General features: G+C 62.1%; 19 protein-coding genes and 1 pseudogene. 13 read left to right on the top strand and 7 right to left on the bottom strand.

Features of this window, described 5'->3' with window-relative positions; all coding sequences use genetic code 11:
* Window positions 1-60: 60 nt before the first annotated feature.
* The 5 genes from FB481_RS07920 to FB481_RS07900 all read left to right on the top strand — a co-directional run bounded on the left by FB481_RS07920 (window position 61) and on the right by FB481_RS07900 (window position 6337).
* Window positions 61-2340, top strand: coding sequence for a fatty acid cis/trans isomerase (locus FB481_RS07920; RefSeq protein WP_147175833.1), 2280 nt, complete (start codon window positions 61-63; stop codon window positions 2338-2340).
* Between the two features lie 175 nt (window positions 2341-2515).
* The gene (locus FB481_RS07915) at window positions 2516-3535 is read left to right on the top strand and encodes an acyltransferase (RefSeq protein WP_093504816.1); all 1020 of its coding nucleotides are present in this window, start codon (window positions 2516-2518) and stop codon (window positions 3533-3535) included.
* Window positions 3536-3606: 71 nt separating this feature from the next.
* Window positions 3607-4191 (top strand): Fe-S biogenesis protein NfuA, encoded by a 585-nt coding sequence (gene nfuA / locus FB481_RS07910; RefSeq protein ID WP_093504814.1) that lies wholly within the window; start codon window positions 3607-3609, stop codon window positions 4189-4191.
* Window positions 4192-4379: 188 nt separating this feature from the next.
* On the top strand, window positions 4380-5375 hold the full coding sequence (locus tag FB481_RS07905; RefSeq protein ID WP_147175831.1) for a response regulator: 996 nt from the start codon (window positions 4380-4382) through the stop codon (window positions 5373-5375).
* A 5-nt stretch (window positions 5376-5380) separates the two neighbouring features.
* Window positions 5381-6337 carry a diguanylate cyclase gene (locus FB481_RS07900; RefSeq protein ID WP_093504810.1) on the top strand — a complete coding sequence of 319 codons (957 nt, stop codon included), beginning with the start codon at window positions 5381-5383 and terminating at the stop codon, window positions 6335-6337.
* On the opposite strand, the gene FB481_RS07895 is transcribed toward FB481_RS07900, so the two are convergent.
* From FB481_RS07895 to FB481_RS07870, 6 genes are all read right to left on the bottom strand, one after another.
* Window positions 6334-7500, bottom strand: coding sequence for an MFS transporter (locus FB481_RS07895; RefSeq protein ID WP_256662721.1), 1167 nt, complete (start codon window positions 7498-7500; stop codon window positions 6334-6336). The genes FB481_RS07900 and FB481_RS07895 overlap by 4 nt on opposite strands.
* Window positions 7487-7738 (bottom strand): DUF1272 domain-containing protein, encoded by a 252-nt coding sequence (locus tag FB481_RS07890; RefSeq protein WP_147175827.1) that lies wholly within the window; start codon window positions 7736-7738, stop codon window positions 7487-7489. The genes FB481_RS07895 and FB481_RS07890 overlap by 14 nt, the downstream gene beginning before the upstream one ends.
* Window positions 7731-8741, bottom strand: a complete 1011-nt coding sequence (locus tag FB481_RS07885; protein ID WP_147175825.1) for a GlxA family transcriptional regulator — start codon at window positions 8739-8741, stop codon at window positions 7731-7733. Before FB481_RS07885 ends, FB481_RS07890 begins: the two co-directional genes overlap by 8 nt.
* Before the next feature lie 86 nt (window positions 8742-8827).
* Window positions 8828-9853 carry a DNA topoisomerase IB gene (locus FB481_RS07880; protein ID WP_167363146.1) on the bottom strand — a complete coding sequence of 342 codons (1026 nt, stop codon included), beginning with the start codon at window positions 9851-9853 and terminating at the stop codon, window positions 8828-8830.
* A 274-nt stretch (window positions 9854-10127) separates the two neighbouring features.
* Window positions 10128-10397 carry a hypothetical protein gene (locus FB481_RS07875; protein ID WP_093504802.1) on the bottom strand — a complete coding sequence of 90 codons (270 nt, stop codon included), beginning with the start codon at window positions 10395-10397 and terminating at the stop codon, window positions 10128-10130.
* 376 nt (window positions 10398-10773) lie between these two features.
* Window positions 10774-11853, bottom strand: coding sequence for a patatin-like phospholipase family protein (locus FB481_RS07870; RefSeq protein ID WP_147175823.1), 1080 nt, complete (start codon window positions 11851-11853; stop codon window positions 10774-10776).
* 129 nt (window positions 11854-11982) lie between these two features.
* On the opposite strand from FB481_RS07870, the gene FB481_RS07865 reads away from it, so the two are divergent.
* Genes FB481_RS07865 through FB481_RS07850 form a run of 4 tightly spaced genes read left to right on the top strand, consistent with a single transcriptional unit; the run spans window position 11983 to window position 14594 of the window.
* Entirely contained in the window at window positions 11983-12291 is a 309-nt protein-coding gene (locus FB481_RS07865; RefSeq protein WP_093504798.1) for a PepSY domain-containing protein, read from the top strand.
* A complete protein-coding gene (locus FB481_RS07860; protein ID WP_093504796.1) occupies window positions 12291-12605 on the top strand; it encodes a PepSY domain-containing protein in 315 nt (104 codons plus the stop codon). The genes FB481_RS07865 and FB481_RS07860 overlap by 1 nt, the downstream gene beginning before the upstream one ends.
* A gap of 1 nt (window position 12606) precedes the next feature.
* On the top strand, window positions 12607-13275 hold the full coding sequence (locus FB481_RS07855) for a response regulator transcription factor (protein WP_147175821.1): 669 nt from the start codon (window positions 12607-12609) through the stop codon (window positions 13273-13275).
* Entirely contained in the window at window positions 13272-14594 is a 1323-nt protein-coding gene (locus FB481_RS07850) for a sensor histidine kinase (RefSeq protein WP_147175819.1), read from the top strand. Before FB481_RS07855 ends, FB481_RS07850 begins: the two co-directional genes overlap by 4 nt.
* Before the next feature lie 82 nt (window positions 14595-14676).
* On the opposite strand, the gene FB481_RS07845 is transcribed toward FB481_RS07850, so the two are convergent.
* On the bottom strand, window positions 14677-15273 hold the full coding sequence (locus FB481_RS07845) for an NADPH-dependent FMN reductase (RefSeq protein ID WP_147175817.1): 597 nt from the start codon (window positions 15271-15273) through the stop codon (window positions 14677-14679).
* Between the two features lie 187 nt (window positions 15274-15460).
* Here FB481_RS07845 and FB481_RS07840 point away from each other — a divergent pair, with 187 nt between their 5' ends.
* The 4 genes and pseudogenes from FB481_RS07840 to FB481_RS07830 all read left to right on the top strand — a co-directional run bounded on the left by FB481_RS07840 (window position 15461) and on the right by FB481_RS07830 (window position 20003).
* Window positions 15461-16777, top strand: coding sequence for a Na+/H+ antiporter family protein (locus FB481_RS07840; protein ID WP_147175815.1), 1317 nt, complete (start codon window positions 15461-15463; stop codon window positions 16775-16777).
* Between the two features lie 59 nt (window positions 16778-16836).
* A pseudogene (locus FB481_RS23535) lies at window positions 16837-17412 on the top strand (cache domain-containing protein); the annotation flags it as partial.
* A gap of 81 nt (window positions 17413-17493) precedes the next feature.
* Complete coding sequence (locus FB481_RS23530; protein WP_372239555.1) at window positions 17494-18573, top strand: methyl-accepting chemotaxis protein; 1080 nt, start codon at window positions 17494-17496, stop codon at window positions 18571-18573.
* Window positions 18574-18938: 365 nt separating this feature from the next.
* Complete coding sequence (locus FB481_RS07830) at window positions 18939-20003, top strand: AI-2E family transporter (protein ID WP_147175812.1); 1065 nt, start codon at window positions 18939-18941, stop codon at window positions 20001-20003.
* Window positions 20004-20106 lie beyond the last annotated feature (103 nt).

Below are 20106 nucleotides of genomic sequence, written 5' to 3'. Positions count from 1 at the left end.
CATAGCGATGGCACAGGCGAGACGGCTAGAATGCGCGGCCAATTTCGTGGAATTTGTGCCATGCGCTGCCGGCTGCTGTTGACCCTTTGCCTCGTTCTGATCAGCCCGCTGACAATGGCCCAGGACATTTCCTACAGCCGCGACATCCAGCCGATCTTTACGCAGAACTGCGTAGCCTGCCATGCCTGCTACGATGCGCCATGTCAGCTCAACCTGGGCAGCGGCGAGGGAGCCGAGCGCGGCGCCAGCAAGGCGGCGGTTTACGATGGCACGCGTACCCATACTCAAGCGACCACGCGGCTGTTTATGGACGCCCATGGCGCGCCGGCCTGGCGCCGTAAGGATTTCCATTCGGTGCTGGAGCAGCAGGGCGGCCAGGCTGCATTGATGGCGCGCATGCTCGAGTTGGGCCACGCCACACCGCTGCCGGCCAACAGCAAGTTGCCCAAGGATCTGGACATCAGCATCGAGCGCGCCAACCAGTGCGCGCTGCCGGGCGAGTTCGCCGACTTCGCTAGCAAGAACCCCATGGCCGGCATGCCGTTCGCCGTTACCGGCCTTACCGAACAGGATTACCAGACGGTGCAGCGCTGGCTGCAGCAGGGCGCGCCGGTCGACGCGCAGGCGCTGCAGGCCAGCCCCGCTGAAGCCAAACAGGTCGCCGACTGGGAACGCTTCCTCAATGCAGACGGTGACGAACAGCGACTGGTCAGCCGCTGGATCTATGAGCATCTGTTTCTCGCCCATCTGTATTTCGAAGGTGGCGAGGCCGGGCACTTTTTCCAGCTGGTGCGTTCGCGCACGCCCAGCGGCCAGCCAGTGGACATCATCGCCACGCGGCGCCCCAACGATGATCCGGGTACCGACATCTATTATCGGTTGATGCCGATCCAGGGTGTGATCGTTCACAAGACCCACATCACTTATCCGCTCAGCGCCGCCAAGCTTGCGCATGTGAGCGAGCTGTTCTTCGGCACCGACTGGCAGGTGGCTACGCTGCCGGGGTATGGCGTGCAGCATCGCTCCAACCCGTTCCTGGCATTCGAGGCGATTCCCGCCCAGGCGCGCTATCAGTTCATGCTCGATAACGCCGAATACTTCGTGCGCACCTTCATCCGTGGGCCCGTATGCCGCGGGCAGATCGCCACCGACGTGATCCGCGACAATTTCTGGGTTTTCTTCCAGGACCCGCAACACGATCTGTACATCACCGACCCGGCTTATCGCGGCGAAGCCACGCCGCTGTTGGCCATGCCCGGCCAGCTCGACGAGATCGGCGATCTGCTGGGCCTGTGGCGCAGCTACCGCGACAAGCGCAACGCCTACGAGGCCCTGCGCACTGACGGCTATCACGAGGCACCGCCATCAGAGTGGTCGCAGATCTGGCAGGGCAATGACAACGCGCTGCTGTCGATCTTCCGTCAGCATGACAGCGCTTCGGTGCGCAAAGGCCTGATCGGCGAGATTCCGCAGACCCTCTGGTGGATGGATTACCCGCTGCTGGAACGCACCTATTACCAGTTGGTGGTCAATTTCGACGTGTTCGGCAATGTCTCGCACCAGGCGCAGACCCGCCTGTACTTCGACCTGATCCGCAATGGCGCCGAGCAGAACTTCCTGCGCCTGATGCCGGCCGATGCGCGCATGTCGATCTTCGACGACTGGTATCAGTACAGCGGCAAGCTCAAGGCGTGGATGGATTACTACCCGCTGGACAAGAAGACGCCGAGCGGCTTGGCCTTGGGCGGTGACGATCCCAAGCATCAGTTCGCCGAACAGTTGCTGCAGCGCTTCGATGGCCTGAATGCGCGGCGTGACCCGATCAATCGGTGCGGTGGCGAGCACTGCTATCGCGATGGCTTGCCGGCCGAGCTGCGTCAGGCAGAGCAGGCGCTGAGCCGCCTGGCATCGAAGCCGGCCGCACAACTCAGGGTGATCGAGCAACTGCCGGAGGCCACGCTGCTGAGGGTCGAGGGCGAGGGTGGGCGCCGTGAGGTCTACAGCCTGCTGCGCAATCGCGCTCACAGCAATGTGGCCTTCATGCTCGGCGAGGAGCTGCGCTACCAGCCGCGTCTGGACACCCTGACGGTGTACCCGGAGGTGCTGAGCAGCTACCCGAACTTCATGTTTTCGGTAGCCGCGGCCCAGGTGCCGGACTTCGTGACCGCCATGGAGCAGGCCCGCGACGCTAAAGCCTTCGAGAAGATCGTCGAGCGTTGGGGCATTCGCCGTACCCATCCGCAGTTCTGGCAATATTTCCATGACCTGACGGCGCACATCCGCGAGCACGAGCCAGTGGAGGCCGGCGTGCTCGACATGAACCGCTACGAGAACCTCTAGGCAGGCGGCGCTGCGCCGGCCGTAGAGCTTTGGCGCGGCGACCCTTGCGGCAAGCCCGTACAGCGCTTCGCCAATTCACCCGATCTTTCTCCCGCCACTGCGGTCGGACCCTGTGGCAGCCAATCATTCAGGGCTGCTGCTTACCGATTTCAACGAGAGGGAGCGTAGCGTTTCTATGCTGATTTCCGTGCAGGCACTTCGGGCTCTGGCGGCCTGGATAGTGGTTTTTCACCATGTCATGCAGGTGTTTTTCGATTTCAAGGCCGAGAGTTTCATGGGCCGTCTTTTCACCGACAAGGGCGCTGTGGGCGTCGACATCTTCTTCGTTATCAGCGGCCTGGTTATCTATCTGTCCACCCAAGGCAAGACCATCACGCCGTGGCGCTTCATGCTCAACCGCATCCTGCGTATCGTGCCGGCCTATTGGCTTTATTCACTGCTCGCCGCGTTGATCATCGCCTACGCCAACCCGGTGATGCCGGTGCAGCAGTTCGATCTGCATCACCTGTTGCTCTCGCTGCTGTTCATTCCGGCCGAGAATCCGGGTGGTTTCGGGCTTTACCCGACGCTCAACGTCGGCTGGACCCTGAACTACGAGATGTTCTTCTACCTGCTGTTCGCCCTGGCCTTCATGGTGCCGCAACGTCTGCGATTGGCCTTCGTCGCGGTGATGCTGATGATCTTCGGCCTCATGGCCACCCAGCCGTGGCTCAGCAATTTTTACCGCAACAGCATCGTCTACGAGTTCCTGTTCGGCGTGCTGCTGGGCATGATCTATAGCCGTGGCTGGATCCGCCAGGGCCTTTGGGTGCCGCTGCTGGTAATCGCCGGCTCACTGCTGGCCATTTACCACTTCGATACCAGCATGCGCCTGCTGCACTGGGGCGTGCCGAGTGCTCTGATCGTCGCCGCCTGCATTGCCATGGAGCCCTGGTTCAAGGACAACCGCCTGCTAGCGCGCATGGGCGACTGCTCGTATTCGGTATATTTGCTGCACGTGATCATTCTGTCCCTGGGCTGGTACGTGCAGGCCAGCCTGGATCTCAACCCTTATGTGGTCATCGTCGCCTGCATGCCGCTGATCGCTCTGGCGTCCTGGGGCAGCTACGAACTGATCGAGAAGCGCTTCTTCGTTCAGGCCAAGACTTGGATCAACGAACGCTCGAACAAATCGCAGCTTCAAACCATATCCTGAGTAAAATAGTAGGACTTTATTCGCGGCGGTCATTTGGCGTACACTCCGCCACATGACCGTGAGGAGTTGCCATGAGCACCATTACCATTACCGATGCCGCCCATGATTACCTGGCCGACCTGCTGAGCAAGCAGAACACACCGGGAATCGGTATCCGTATATTCATCACCCAGCCCGGTACCCAGTACGCGGAAACCTGCATCGCCTACTGCAAGCCAGGCGAGCAAAAGCCCGAAGACCAGGCCGTTGGTCTGGCCAGCTTCACGGCCTGGATCGACGCCGTCAGCGAGCCGTTTCTCGAAGACGCTGTGGTCGACTACGCCACCGACCGCATGGGCGGTCAGCTGACCATCAAGGCACCGAACGCGAAAGTGCCGATGGTCAATGAAGACAGCCCGCTCAATGAGCGAATCAACTACTACCTGCAGACCGAGATCAACCCGGGCCTTGCCAGCCACGGCGGCCAGGTCACGTTGATCGACGTGGTCGACGAAGGCATCGCCGTGCTGCAGTTCGGCGGTGGTTGTCAGGGTTGCGGCCAGGCCGACCTGACCCTCAAGGAAGGTATCGAGAAAACTCTGCTCGAGCGCATTCCGGAGCTCAAGGGCGTTCGTGACGTGACCGACCACAGCAATCGTGAAAACGCGTATTACTGATTGCAATGTGTGCAATGACAAGGCGACTTCGGTCGCCTTGTCTGCTTTGGCGTGCTTCACTTCATCCAAGTGTTAGAAATATCGGATGGCGTTCTGCTATAAGTGGCAGCAACGCTCCCAAGGATGGCGCCGCTGTCGGATAGCCGCCGCAGCCAAGCCGGATCAGGCCCACCTCTTGAGGCGTATCGATGCCCACCGCATCTCTTCTCGTCTGTGATGACTCCAACATGGCTCGCAAGCAACTGCTGCGTGCCTTGCCTGCTGACTGGCCCGTAACCATCAGCCAGGCCGCTAACGGCGAAGAAGCGCTCGAACAGCTGCGCGCCGCTCACTTCGATCTGCTTCTGCTCGACCTGACAATGCCGGTGCTTGATGGCTATGGTGTGCTCGCGGCGCTTAAAGCTGAAGGCCGTGCGCAGAAGGTCATCGTGGTGTCGGGTGACGTGCAGGATGAAGCCATCCGCCGCGTCAAGGAACTTGGCGCCCTGGCATTTCTGAAGAAACCTGCCGACCCCGATTTGCTGCGCCAGACCCTGGACCAGCTCGGCTTTCTGCGTGCCGCGCCAAGCGCTGCGGTGCCCACCGCGCTGCCCGAGCCCAAGGTATCGTTTCGCGATGCCTTCCGTGAGGTGGTCAACGTGGCCATGGGCCGCGCTGCTGCATTGTTGGCCCGAGTACTCGGCGTCTTCGTGCAGTTGCCGATTCCCAACGTCAATATCCTCGAAGTCAGCGAGTTGCACATGGCCTTGGCCGACGCCCAGCGCGGCAATGGGCTGACCGCGGTTTGCCAGGGCTATATCGGCGAGGGCATCGCTGGCGAAGCGCTGCTGATCTTCCATGACTCGGAAGTGGCCGATATGGCCCGGCTGATGCAGTGGCAGCAGCACAACCATTCGTCCATGGAAATGCTCCTGGACATGTCCAGCATCATCATCGGCGCTTGCCTGAGTGGTATCGCCGAGCAGCTCGACGTGAGTTTCTCCCAGGGCCACCCGCAAATACTCGGTGAACACGCCTCCATCGACGAGCTGATTCGCATCAATAGCCAGCGCTGGCGCAAGACTCTGGCGGTGGAGGTGAGCTACAGCATCGAAGGCCATGACATCCACTTCGATCTACTGCTGCTGTTCACCGAAGATTCGGTGTCGTTGCTGACCAACAAACTCGCCTACCTGATGGAATAAGCCGCATGGCCGAGAGCATGGATTTAAACGATTTCCACTGGCTGCTGGCCATCGTGCAGAGCATCGATGTCGGCGTGGTGGTGCTCGACCGCCAGTACAACGTGGAAGTGTGGAACAGCTTCATGGAGAACCACTCCGGGCGCAGCGCGCGGGATGCCGCCGAGCGCTCCTTCTTCGAGCTGTTTCCCGAGGTCGATGAAGTCTGGTTTCGCAACAAGGTGGAGAACGTCGTCACCCTGGGCACGGCGGCCTTCACCATCTGGGAGCAGCGGCCCTATCTGGTGAGGTTCAAGAACTACCAGCCGATCACCGGCGTGGAAGACTTCATGTACCAGAACACCACCATCCTTCCGCTCATGGCCACCAACAGCAAGATCGAGCACCTGTGCGTGATCATCTATGACGTGACGGGTGTCGCGGTTAACAAGCGTCAGTTGCAGAGCATCAGCGACCAGTTCAAACATCTGTCGCGCACCGACCGGCTCACTGGCCTCAACAACCGGGGCCACTGGGAGGAGGAGCTCAAGCGCGAGCACGCCCGCCATCGCCGTTACGGCAGCAGCGCGGCGTTGGTGATCTTCGATATCGATCACTTCAAGAAGGTCAATGACACCTACGGCCACCAAGCCGGCGATACGGTGATCCGGAGCGTGGCTCAGGTGCTGCGCGAGCAGTTGCGCGATACCGATATCGCTGGGCGTTACGGCGGCGAGGAGTTCGTGGTGCTGCTGCCGGATATCGACGCGACCGGCGCGCGAATCTTCGCCGAGCGCCTGCGCATGCTGGTCGAGCGCCTGCAGATCAGCCACGACGGGCAGGTGATTCCCTTCACCATCAGCCTCGGCGTGGCCGACCTCAGCGAGCCCAGCCACGATCACCAGCAGGTCATCCAGTGGGCCGACCAGGCGCTTTACAACTCCAAACGCAATGGCCGCAACCAGGTGACGGTGTTCGGCTTCTAGCCGGCCACTGGGAGCCTGGGGGCTGGGCGTGCTAGCAACACCACCATCAGGGCGATGGCCAGCAAGGGCAGCATGGCCAGGTTGACCTGGAACCAGCCCAGCCCGGTGATCAGCGCACCGGATGCGAAAGCTGCGCAGGCGGCGACGCTGCCGTTGGCCAGTTCCATGAGCCCCTGTGCCTTGCCGCGCTCGGCGGGTTCGTGTGCCTTGGCGAGCAGGGTGGTGCCAGCCACCAGCATCAGATGCCAGCCAATGCCCAGTAGCAGCGAAGAAATCAGGAAGTAGGCCTGTGACTGGCCACTTATCCCGACCAATGCGCTGCACGCCAGTATTCCAATACCGACAAAAGCTACCGGCCTGCTGCCCAGGCGGTCCACCAACGGGCCGGCAATCAGAGCGGGTAGGAACATGCCGAGCATGTGCCACTGGATCACCTGGGTGGCGTCTGCCAACGGCAAACCACAAAAACTCATGGCCAGCGGAGTCGCGTTCATCACCAGAATCATCAGGCCATGGCCAATAGCGGTCACCGCCAGCGCGCAACGAATCGCCGGGCGGGCCAACAGGCTGCGTAGGTCGCCGCGCGGCGCCACGGGAATTGCGCCCTCGCGTAGTGCACTGAGCAGCACTAGGCCAAGCAGCGCCAGCCCAGCCAGCAACAGGTAAGCACCGACAAACGGCGTGCTCACGGCGTTGCGCGCCCAGAGCGTTAGGCTCGGCGCGATCAGCGCTGCGCAGATGCCGCCAGCGATCACCCAGGCGGCAGCGCGCCCCTTGTGGGCGTCATCCACCGTCTCCAGCGCCGCGAAGCGGTAATACATGGCGGAAGCCTGGTAGACGCCAATCGGCAGGGCGCCCAGGCAGAACAATACGAAGTTTTCCAGCCAGACACCCGAGGCGCTGATCAGGCCGCCGAGAATGCCGGCTGCTGCGCCCAGGGTCAGGCCGGGCCTGCGCCCATGGCGCTGCATGAACAGCGACAGCGGGTGAGTGGCCAGCAGGTTGCCGAGCACTAGCAAGGCCAGGGGCAGGGTGATCAGGCTGTTGTAGGGAGACAATTGCATACCGATCAGCGCGGTGAGTGTGATGCCGATCAGCGAGCAGCTCCAGTACAGCGCCTGGGCGAGGAACAGAATCAGCAGCGCCCGATTACGCACCAGCAGCATCGCATCCTCCCACTTTGCGCACACGTAGGGTCGAGGGCGGGTTGGCCGCCAGCTTGGCAACTGGGCGGACTGGCCGGCGCACAAGCTCGCCGCTGCAGTTGGGGCAATGACCGTTGAGGTGGGTGTCGGCACAGGCGCTGCAGTAGGTGCATTCGAACGAGCAGATGCGCGCGTCCAGAGACTCGGGAGGCAGATCTCGGTCGCAGCATTCGCAGTTGGGGCGTAGCTCAAGCATGGCTCATCTCCTGACCGAAACGTTCGGCATATTGCTGGGGGCTGATGGACAAATGTTTGTGAAAGACGCGGCGCAGGTTTTCCGGATGGCCGAAGCCTGTGAGGCGCGCGACAGTGCTGATCGAGGCCTGGGCGTCCTGCAGCAGGGTGCGGGCAGCCTCCAGACGCACACGCTCCACGTAGCCCGCCGGCCCGGTGCCCAGTTCCCTGGCGAATACGCGGGACAGGGTGCGCGGCGTCATCCGCGCCCTGTTGGCCAGGGCGTCGAGGGAGAGGTCGCTGCCCAGGTTGGCAGGAATCCACTCCAGCAGTTCGGCCAGGCGCGGCGTACGGCTGGGCTCGGGAGCGAGCAGGGCGCTGAACTGGGCTTGGCCGCCCGGGCGGCGCAGGAACATCACCAGCCGCCGCGCCACGGCCAGCGCCATGCTGCGACCGAGATCCGCTTCAACAAGCGCCAGCGCCAGGTCGATTCCCGCAGTGACACCCGCGGAGGTGAACAGGTGCTCGCTGCCATCGCCTGCGTCTGAGGCGTAGGTGTGCAGGCAGTCGCTGTCGACCAGCAGCTTGCCATCCTGGCGCAGGGTGTCGATATCGGCCCAGTGGGTGGTCACCCGTCGGCCGTCGAGCAGGCCGGTGCGCGCCAGAATCAGCGCACCCGAGCAGACCGAACCCAGGCGGCGTATCCGAGGTTCGGCAGCACGCAGCCAGCTCAGCAGCGGCTCGTTTTCACATTGCCGGGCTTCACCGGCACCACCGGGAATCAGCAGGGTGTCCAGATTGGAAGGATCTATGTCGCGCCATGCAGCGTCAGCCACGATGCACATGCCGGCGGAGCTGGAGATGGGACCGGGCTGCTCGGCGAGCAACAGCAGGCGATAGGCGTCGCCCAAGCCGTGGCGGTTACGTTCGACGTTGGCGGAAGCGAAAACCTGCAGTGGGCCGACCACATCCAGGCTCATGAAGTCCGGGTAGATCAGCGCGGCAATGCATTTGCGGTCGTCCATGGCGGCCCCTCGGCGTAAGAGGTGGCCAGTGTGCTGAAGAAGGGTTATGGCGGCAACGACATAAAACCCACAAATCTTGCCACTATTCAGGCGATGGGCAGCTTTTCCAGAAAACGCATCAGCAGGCTCTCTTCGCTACGCAGGCCTTTGCGTGCAGCCGCCAGGCGCAGATCAGCCAGAGCGCCGGCATGGAAGGCTTCGATTAGCGCCGGGTGGATGTAGCATTTGCGGCACACCGCGGGCGTATTACGCAGCTCTTCGGCGACCTGTTTGACCATGCTCACCACATGCTTCTTGGCCGAGCTTTCCGGCTGCCATTCCAGTTCGCGCAATAGTGTTAGCGCCAGGGCGCTGCCGGCCCAGGTGCGGTAATCCTTGGCGGTGAAATCGGCGCCGGTGAGTTCGCGCAGGTAATTGTTTACGTCGGTCGAGGTCACCGTGTGGCGCTCGCCGTTGCTGTCTAGGTACTGGAACAGGTGCTGGCCCGGCAGCTCCAGGCATCGGCGAATGATGCGCGCCAGGCGCCGATCACTGACTTCTACTTCGTGTTCGATGCCGCTCTTGCCGCGGAAATGGAAGCGGATGGCGCTGCCTTGTACCTCGACATGCCGGTTGCGCAGGGTGGTCAGCCCGTAGGAGCGGTTCTCCTTGGCATAACGTACGTTGCCGATACGAATCAGCGTGTTGTCGAGCAGGGTGATCACCGTGGCCATGACCTTTTCGCGGCCATGCTCGGGCAGCAGCAGGTGCTGTTCCACGGTCTGGCGCAGCTTCGGCAGGGCCTTGCCGAACGTCAGCAAGTTGGCGTACTTGTCGGTATCACGCACTTCACGCCAGCGCGGGTGATAGCGGTACTGTTTGCGCCCGCGAGCATCGCGGCCTGTCGCCTGCAGGTGGCCTTTGGGGTCAGTGCAGATCCACACGTCGACATAGGCCGGCGGTATCGCCAGCGCATTGATGCGGGCGATCTCTTGGGCGTCACGGATGCGTTCGCCATTGGGCTCGAAATAGCAGAACTTGCCGCGTAGCTTGCGGCGGGTGATGCCGGGCGTGCGGTCGTCGACGTAATTTAGGTCGTTGGGCAGTTCGGGCGTTATCGACAGGCTGGTCATCGCGTTGCGCTCCCGATCATGCCGCGAGCAGGCAGTAGAAAACCACCGACGGATATGGCGACGCGATACAAGAGGGGCGGCAGAATCAAGAAGAGGTTTTGCATGCCGGTCAGCTCATGACAACAGTTAAAGACTTAGCCCGTAGAATGCGAGGGTAAGTTCAGACTTTAACGGATGCGACGGTGCGAACGGATAAAGGCGGGGAGGGGGTATAACGTTGAGACAAGTTGCCGCACCCGAAGGTACGGCAACTGGCAAAACAACTGCCGAGGAATTATTCCGGCATGCTCCAAGGGGCGAGATCGAAGCCCTTGCTGCTGATCTCGTCACGGGATTTTTTCAGGGCCTTGGCCAGCTCCTGAGGGTCGCTGTAGATGCTGCTGGTCAGTTGCGCACGATCGATCAACGGTGTGTTGGTGCGGTCGACAATGGTCAGGCTCAGTACGCCTGTACCGTCCTGTGGCGCCCAGGCCACGCAGTGGAAAGGTTGAAAGGCGCGGTCGGCAATCAGCAGTGCATCATTGAAACGCAGCGAAGCGTTCATGGGGTCGGTTCTCCGAGGGTTTCCCAATGATTCATAGTGTCAGCGAGCTTGTTTAACGCTGACGTTCCTAGCTGTTGATGTTTCGATGAGGCCTGCAAGTCACATCCAAATTAATTAATTTTCAAAAAAACTGAAAATCATCTTGTGAAGTTGACGGGCATCAAAGTTTTCAAGTGTGGCGGCACGCCGTTGGGCCGTGCACTTAATGTTTAACCACCGAAAATGGCATCAACACCAAATAGGAAAATGGCCCAGCTAATCAGTTCCGTTAAGTTCAGATTTTTTATTAATAGGGACAGTCGTTTAACTTGCTTAAAACAATCTGTGGCGGTTTTCTGACTGCCGTCTTGGGCGCCTGGCAATGGCCTGCGAAGCGTTATAGCGCGACCAGTCGATCGGCCAGGTGCCCCGTCTCGGTCAGTTCGAGAAATTCGTCGCCCATGCGCCGGCTTTCGTCCATGGCCAGGCGCCAATAGCGCTCTCGTCCGGCGTCGTCGCTCAGGAAGCGGGTGAAATCCTTGCGATCCGGCAGCTTGCCGTAGGGCAGGCGCGCCAGATAGTCGCGCGAAGGCGCCAGCAGCAGGACGTCCTGCAGGCGCATGGCATCGCCACGGCGCCAGGGCATGCCCTTGTCGAACCAGCCGGGAATGATGCGATCGGTGAAGTGAGGATAGAGCACCACGTCATCGCCGCTGTAGGGCAGGTCGAGGTGGTAGTCCAGCAGGCCGCCGTCGCGGTAGGTGCCGGGCCCGACGCCGGGAATGTCGCGCACGCCCTGCATCACGAAGGGGATCGAGCCGGAAGCCAGCAAGGCGTGGCGCAGGTTGCCGACATCCAGGGGCAGGCAACGTGAGGGAAAATCGGTCAGCGGATGCAGCGGCGGCGCCAGGCGGGCGTCATGCAGGATCACCCTCTCGAAATGACGAGCCAGACGCGGGCGGCCGAGCAGGTTGCTGCCGATCACCGACGACAGACCAAGACCCAGAGAGCGGCGGTCGTCTTCAGCCAGTCGGCCGTGGCTTTTCACCACGACGATGTTGAGCCGGTAATGCGGATTGTCGAGTACGGCTGCATCCTGCTGTTGCAGCAACTCGTCGAGCATCTGCACGCAGCGTGCGCTCACCTCAGCGATGCTCACGCCCTTGGCGAAGCGCATGCCGGTATACAGCTCGCCAAGGCGCTGCAACGCCGCGGCAGGGTCTGGCAGGCAGGCGCTGGCGAAGCGCCAGGAGCCGATGGACGCGCCGATGAGCGAGCGTTCCCTCGGCGCTCTTGCCAGCCAGTCACCGAACAGCGCGATATCCAGGCCCTGAATGCCCAGCGCCTTGGGGCCGCCTGCTGCGCCTGGTAGGGTACCAACATCATCAGGCTGCAGGCCGCGTTCGCGAATGCGCGTCATCGCACGCTGGCCGGCCTTGAGGGTGAGGGCAGGGAATTTGATCTGAATGGCGCTCATGCCGACCTCCGCAGAAGAGGCGCCAGTATAGAGATGTGGAGCGCGTGGGTCTGTGGGCCAATTCAGGTTGAATTAAGTCGTTGCCCTTAACCTGAGCATCGTCGAAATACGATTACTCAGGAGATCACCATGAAGAAATTGACTGCCCTGTTCGCCATCGCCGCCCTGACTACCGCCGCCGGTATCGCTCAAGCCCGTGACCTGGGCCCGGATGAGGCGCTGAAACTGCGTGACGCCGGCACCATCCAGTCGTTCGAGAAACTCAACGAGGCTGCCCTTGCTGCCCATCCCGGCGGTAAACTGGGCGACACCGAACTCGAGGAAGAATACGGCCGCTACCTCTATCAGGTAGAGATCCGCGACGCCCAGAACCGCAAATGGGATGTCGAACTGGATGCCACCAATGGCGCCATCCTCAAGAACCACCAGGATGATTGATGAAAGGCAATGGTGTTTTTCGCTACATCTGCATCGTCTCGCTGGCCGCACTGAGCTGTGCGGCCAGTGCTCGTGATCTTGACCAGGACGAAGCGAGGGATCTGCGTCTGAGCGGCGTGATCCTGCCGCTCGACCAGCTGATGCGTGCCGCCCTGGAACGCTACCCCGGCGCGACCCTGCTCGAAGCCGAGCTGGAAGAGGAGGACGATGTCTTCGTCTACGAAGTGGAGCTGCTGACCCGCGAGGGCGTGGTTCGAGAGCTGGAAATCCATGCCCACGACGGCAAGATTCTGAAGGATGAGGTAGACGACTGACATGCGCCTGTTGCTGGTTGAAGACCACGTACCGCTTGCCGATGAACTGACCGCCTCGCTGACCCGCCAGGGTTATGCCGTGGACTGGCTGGCCGATGGCCGCGACGCCGTGTACCAGGGTGCCAGTGAGCCCTATGACCTGATCATTCTCGACCTCGGTTTACCCGGCAAACCGGGGCTCGAGGTGCTGCAGGAGTGGCGCCAGGGTGGCCTGGTCACCCCGGTGCTGATTCTCACCGCCCGCGGTTCCTGGGCCGAGCGCATCGAAGGCCTCAAGGTCGGTGCCGACGATTACCTGACCAAACCCTTCCACCCCGAAGAACTGCAGCTGCGTATCCAGGCGTTGTTGCGCCGTGCTCGCGGTCTGGCCAATCAGCCGCAGCTGCAGGCCGCCGGCTTGCAGCTTGACGAAAGCCGCCAGTGCGTCAGCCGTGGCGATGAGCAAATCGAACTCACCGCTGCGGAATTCCGTCTGCTGCGCTACTTCATGCTGCATGCCGGGCAGATCCTACCCAAGAGCCACCTGGCCGAGCACCTGTACGACGGCGAGACCGAGCGCGATTCCAACGTTATCGAGGTACACGTCAATCACCTGCGTCGCAAGCTCGGTCGTGAGGTGATCGAAACGCGCCGGGGGCAGGGCTATCGCTTCACTGGTAGCGCCGCTTGAGGTCGATCCAGCGGCGCCTGAGCCTGGGGCTGATCAGCGTGCTGCTGATCATCGGCCTGTTGCTGGCGCAAACCTGCCTGTGGCTGTTCGACAGCAACCTGCGCCGCTACATGCAGACCGGGCTGGAGGAGGAAGCGCAGTCGCTGCTGATTGCCCTGGTACGCGGGCCGTCAGGCATCCAGCTCGACGAATCGCGACTTGGTGCAGCCTATCACCGGCCTTATTCGGGCCTGTATTTCCGCATCGATTTTTCCGACAAGAGCTGGCGCTCGCGCTCGCTGTGGGACAGCGAACTGCAGCCTTCCCTGGTCGATGGCCTGCAGCCGGAGTTGCAGGATGGCCCTCAGGGTCAGGTGCTGGTGGCGTTTCGCGGCGAGTACCGCCGCTTCGGACAGGACCTGACCATCACCGTGGCCCGCGATTACACGCCGGTGCTCGATAGCTTCCGGCGCGTGCAGCGCATCGGTCTGGGCTTGGGGCTGGGCAGCTTGGCGCTGATCCTGTTTCTGCAGCGCATAGCGGTCGGTCGCGCCCTACGCCCGCTGGAACAGACCCGCGTGCAGATCGCCCAACTGCAGCAAGGCCAGCGCTCGGAACTGGACGAGCAGGTGCCCGAGGAACTGGAGCCGCTGGTGGAGCAGATCAACCACTTGCTGGCCCATACCGAGGAAACCTTAAAGCGTTCGCGCAACGCCCTCGGCAATCTGGGCCATGCGCTGAAGACACCCTTGGCGGTGCTGGTCAACCTGGCCTCGCGGGAGGAGCTGCGTGCGCACCCCGAGCTGCGCGACAACCTGCTCGAACACCTGCAGCAGATCGAGCAGCGCATCGCGCGTGAGCTGGGCCGTGCGCGTCTGGCTGGCGAGGCGCTGCCCGGTGCGCATTTCGATTGCCAGCAGGAGCTGCCCGGGCTGTTCGCCACTCTGGGCATGATCCACGACAGTGGTATCGAACTCAGCTGGCAGGCCTCGCCGCCCGATCTGCGGCTGCCGCGTGACCGGGAGGATCTCTTGGAGTTGCTCGGCAATCTGCTGGACAACGCCTGCAAATGGACGGACAGCCAGGTGCGGCTGACTGTCGAACGCACTGACAAGGCCTATGTGTTGAGCGTTGATGATGACGGGCCGGGTATCGACAGCGAGCGCCGCGATGAAGTGCTCAGCCGCGGCATTCGCCTGGACGAGCAGACCGCGGGTCACGGCCTGGGGCTGGGCATCGTGCGCGACATCGTCGATGCCTGGGACGGCAGCATTTCGCTGCACGACAGCGAATTGGGCGGTTTGCAGGTCCGCATCGAGCTGCCGCTGCGCGCGCGGTAATTGCGCCTAATAGAATTCCCGGGTTTCGCTTCGCTCTACCCGGCTACGAAGGCGGACCACCCGGGGTGATCCGCCTCGCGGCTTACATGCCGTTGGTAAAGGCCGGGTTGCCCAGGTCGATGCTGGCACGCACGGGTTTCAGCGCTTCGCCGTACTTGGCCAGAATATCCAGCGTGTAATCGATACGGGCGCGAATGCGACTGTCGTCCTCGTCCGCCGGTTGCACGTCGTTGAGCACCTTGGTCACCGCGCGAATGATCAGGTGCTCGGGCAGGTAGTTGATCCGGCAGTTCTTGTAGCTGGAGCTGCGCAGCTCGGCAATCGGGCTGCCACCGCCGATGCCCGACGACACGCCGACCAGCAGGCCGGGCTTGTGGGCCAGTTCGGCCTTGCTGGCATAGATGAAGAAGTTCTTGATCGCCGGGCCGGCCATGCCGTTCCACTCCGGTGCGATCACCACCACCGCGTCGGCGCGTTGCAGACGTGGGCCGTAGTCGGCCCAGGCGCCGGCATCTTCGGCCGGCCACAGCGGCAGCGGGCTGGTACCGAGGTCGATGACTTGGCTGAGCTCGGCATTGGTCTTGCCCAGGGTGATCAGGCGTTGGCGCAGGAATTGGGCGACCTTGGCGGATTGGCTGTCAGGGCGGCTTGAGCCGGCGATCAGAACGATATCGAGCATGTGCATCCTCCGTTGATAAAGGACGTGAAGCTAACATCGGCAGTAAGTGCCGCAAAGGACGTTTGTGCGATTTGCTTAGAATATTGCCGCTTGTTACCCACGGCGTTTTTGACACTCGGGTCAGCTTGCGGCAGAGTGCGACGCTTTTTTGATTGCGCCGCGCTGGCGGCGATTCGAGGAGCCTTTCATGAACGCAGTCATCGCAGCCGTCGCCATCATGCTGGTGCTCAGCCTGTGCCGGGTGCATGTGGTGGTGGCGCTGATCATCGGTGCGCTGGCCGGTGGCATGATCGGCGGCCTGGGTGTGGACGGCTCGCTTGAAGCATTCAATAAGGGCCTGGGCGGCGGCGCCACCGTGGCACTGTCCTACGCCTTGCTCGGCGCCTTCGCGGTAGCGATTGCCAAATCCGGGCTGGCCCATGCCCTGGCCGACAAGGCACTGACCCTGGTAGGTCGTCAGGATGAACGCGGTGGCGGGGCTCTGAAATGGATGCTGGTAGGCCTGTTGCTTGCCGTGGCGATCTCTTCACAGAACATCCTGCCCATTCATATCGCCTTCATTCCGCTGCTGGTGCCGCCGCTGCTGTACGTGATCACTCGGCTGCAGATCGACCGTCGACTGATCGCCTGCGTGCTGACCTTCGGTCTGATCACCCCTTACATGTTTCTACCGGTGGGCTTCGGCAATATCTTTCTCAACGAGATTCTGCTCGCCAACGTGGTGCGTAGCGGCGTGGATGTCACTGGCGTGAACGTCAGCCACGCCATGCTGATTCCGGCCATGGGCATGGTCGCCGGTCTGCTGCTGGCGCTGTACAGCTACCGCGGCAAGCGTAACTACGATCTGGCGCGGGTCGAGCGCACCGAGCGGGTGGACATCAGCTACAACAGCCGCAGCCTGATCGTCGCCGGCGTAGCGGTGGCCATCGCTTTCGGCGCCCAGCTGTGGCTGGATTCCATGATCGTTGGTGCGTTGCTTGGCTTCGTGGTGTTTTCCGCCTCGGGCATCGTGCGCTGGAAGGAAACCGATGACTTGTTCACCGAAGGCATGAAGATGATGGCGATGATCGGCTTCATCATGATCGCCGCCTCTGGGTTTGCCGAAGTGATGCGCGAAACCGGTGATATCCAGGGGCTGGTGGACGCCAGCGCCGGCTGGATCGGCGACAGCAAGGGCCTGGGTGTGTTGATGATGTTGCTGGTCGGTCTACTGGTGACCATGGGCATCGGTTCGTCGTTTTCCACCGTGCCGATCATCGCGGCCATCTTCGTGCCGCTGTGCGCGCAGTTGGGCTTCAGTCCGCTGGCCACGGTTTGCATCGTCGGCACTGCCGGCGCCATCGGCGATGCCGGCTCGCCAGCTTCGGATTCGACCCTGGGGCCGACTGCGGGCCTCAACGTCGACGGCCAGCATAACCATATCTGGGATACCGTAGTGCCCACTTTCCTGCACTACAATCTGCCGCTGCTGGCATTCGGCTGGGTTGCAGCTATGGTGCTGTAACAGGCGCGGTCATGCGCTGGCTGCGGGCGAACTTTCTTAAGGTTTTCCAGTAGCTGCCGATGACTGGAGTAGAAGCCATCGTCTGGCTTCGCCTGGTCATAAGGAAAACAAAAATGCGCCTGACCTTGAAAGCCAAAGTCATCTTGTTGGCCCTGGTTCCCGTTCTGCTGTTCGCCGTGGTGCTCAGTGGTGCCGCCGCAAAGGTGCTATACAGCCTTTCAGAGGACGAAGTCAGCGAAACCCGCGAGCGACTCCTCGACGAGAAACGTAGCGAGCTGCAGAATTACAGCGCCATCGCCATGGGCGCCGTGCAGAGCCTGTATGACGCCGCGCCGAATGGCGACTTGGAAAGCCGCAAGCAGGCCATCGCTATCCTGTCGAAAATCAAGTACGGCAAGGACGGCTACTTCTTCGGCCATGACTCCAATGTGGTGCGCCTGTTTCGCAGCGACAGCCCCGTGGATGTCGGCAAGAGCCTCAACGACCGACGCGACGTCAACGGCGTGTTCGTGAACCGCGAGCTGGTGCGCGTCGCCAAGGACAACAGCTACTACGTCAACTATTCCTCACCGTTACCCGGCAACGAAACCGTCCAGGTGCCCAAACTCGCCTACAGCTATTACCTGCCCAAGTGGGACATGGCCCTGGGCACCGCGGTGAACTTGGACGGCGTCGAGGCGCAGATCGCCGAGGTGCGCGCCGGGATCGACCAGCGCGTGAGTACCATCATTACCAGCATTCTGGTCATCGGCGCGGTGTTGCTGGTGGTCTTCGGTGTGGTTGGCGGCATTCTGGCCAACACCTTTCTACGTCCGCTGCAGCAGATCAAGGCCAACCTCGACGACATCGCTGCCGGCGATGGCGACCTGACCAAGCGCTTGCCGGTCACCAGCCGTGACGAACTGGGCGAGCTGGCTGGCTCGTTCAACCGCTTCGTCGACAAGGTTCATGGCCTGGTGCGGCAGATCAGCGAAATGACCGGACACCTGACCGAACTGGTCAGTCAGGTGGCTGCCCAGGCGCAGCGTTCCGAGCAGGCCATGGAGCGGCAACGCCATGAAACCGATCAGGTCGCTACGGCCATCAATGAGATGTCTGCCGCTGCCCACGAGGTGGCCAAGAGCGCCCAGGGCGCTGCCGAAGCGGCGCAGCAGACCGATCGCGAAGGGCAGGTGGCCAAGCAGGTGGTGGACGGCAGCATCGAACGGATCCATTCGCTGGTCGGCGATATCCGCGGCAGCGGCACCTCGCTGGACAGCCTGCAGAAGGACGTGCACTCCATCGTCAGCGTGCTCGACGTGATTCGCTCCATCGCCGAGCAAACCAACCTATTGGCGCTCAACGCGGCCATCGAAGCCGCCCGTGCCGGTGAGGCCGGGCGTGGTTTTGCGGTGGTCGCCGACGAGGTGCGTGCCCTGGCCAGCCGCACTCAGCAGAGCACCCAGGAAATCCAGGGCATGATCGACCGTCTGCAGAGCGGTACCCGCGATGCGGTCAATGCCATGCGCCAGTCCAGCGATGCCGGCGAGCTGACCAGCGAGCAGGCCAACAAGGCCGGCGCCTCGCTGGATGCCATCGCCGGGCTGATCGGCACCATCAACGCCATGAACGCACAGATCGCCAGCGCCGCCGAGGAGCAGACCGCGGTGGCCGAGGAGATCAACCGCAGCGTGCACCAGATTGCCGGCGCAGTGGACAGCGTCGCCGACGAAACCCGTCAGGGCGCCGAAACCGCCCGCAGCTTGGCGCAACTCGGCCAGGGCCTGCAAAGCCTGGTGCGCCAGTTCCGTATCTGACGCTGAGGGGCGGGCAGGGAGGCTCGCCCTAGGGTCTGTTGCCGTTTCACGCACGGCCGCGCCGGAGCCCGTTTTGCCGCGAGGTAAGGCACGAGCCGCGAAGTTTAGTGGGCTAAATGAGCCGGCGAGAAACGCCGCATCGCGACAAAACGGGCCCGGCCCTTCGGGTTGTGCGGGAAATCTCGCCATGCGTCGTTGGAGGACTTGGCAAGGGAACAACCATTCCCTGCGTCCTCCGCCTAGCCTGGCGAGATTTCTCGCGACAACGCGGCTCGCGCTGAAACGGCAACAGACCCTAGCAATAAGAGTGCACTTTGTCGGCGGCGCGGGAGACTAACGGGCATACCCCCTCGTGTGGCCGGACCATGCAGACGACTTCCCTCGAAAAGAAAACCTTTATCCTCCTGCTCGCCCTGGTGACCATCGCCTTCATCTGGATACTGCTGCCGTTTTACGGCGCGGTGTTCTGGGCGGTGGCGCTGGCCGTGGTGTTCGCGCCGCTGCAACGACGCATGGCGCATCGCCTCGGTGGGCGTGGCAACCTGTCTGCATTGCTGACGCTGATCGTGTGCCTGCTGGTGGCGATTCTGCCGGTGATTTTCATCACGTCGGCAATGGTTGCCGAGGGCACCAGCATCTACCAGCGCATCGACTCCGGTGAACTGGACGTCGGCGCCTATGTGACCAGCACCAAGCAGATGCTACCTCCGTTCCTGCAGCAGCAGATCGACCGTATCGGCGTCGGCAATCTGGATGATCTGCAGGAAAGCATCACCAGCGGCGCCGCTGCTGGTAGCCAGTACCTGGCAACCAAGGTGTTCGCCATCGGCCAAGGCACCTTTCAGTTCGTGGTTAGCTTTTTCATCATGCTCTACCTGCTGTTTTTCCTGCTGCGCGATGGCCAGGAGCTGGTACGCGACATTCGTATGGCCGTGCCGCTGGGCGACAACACCAAGCGCCGCCTGCAGATCAAGTTCACCCGAGTAGTGCGTGCCACCGTGAAAGGCAATATCGTCGTGGCTGCCGTACAGGGCGCGCTGGGTGGTTTGATTTTCTGGATACTGGGCATTCCCAGCCCGCTGCTGTGGGGCGTGCTGATGGCCTTCTTGTCGCTGTTGCCAGCGGCCGGTGCCGGTATCGTCTGGGCGCCGGTGGCGGTGTACCTGCTGCTTAGCGGCGATATCTGGCAGGGCGTGGTGCTGACCCTGTTCGGGGTACTGGTGATCGGCCTGGTGGACAATATCCTGCGCCCGATTCTGGTCGGCAAGGATACCCGGATGCCCGATTACCTGATCCTGATTTCCACCCTCGGCGGCATGGCCTTGTTCGGCCTCAACGGCTTCGTGTTGGGTCCGCTGATCGCTGCATTGTTCGTTGCCAGCTGGAACCTGTTCGCCGGCGGCAAGAAGACCGTCAGGTTGCCCGAGTAATTTCCCGCTTCACCCTAAACGGCTGCCCGAGTGCAGCCGTTTTTCGTTATCACGCACGGTCTTAACGCCCCGTAGCCTGGGTAGCGCGAAGCAAACTCGGGGT

Source organism: Pseudomonas sp. AG1028 (assembly GCF_007993955.1).
In the GTDB taxonomy this organism is placed as follows: Bacteria; Pseudomonadota; Gammaproteobacteria; order Pseudomonadales; family Pseudomonadaceae; genus Aquipseudomonas; species Aquipseudomonas straminea.
Note: the sequence above shows the minus strand (reverse complement) of the source record. Positions and strands in the feature narration are given on the sequence as shown.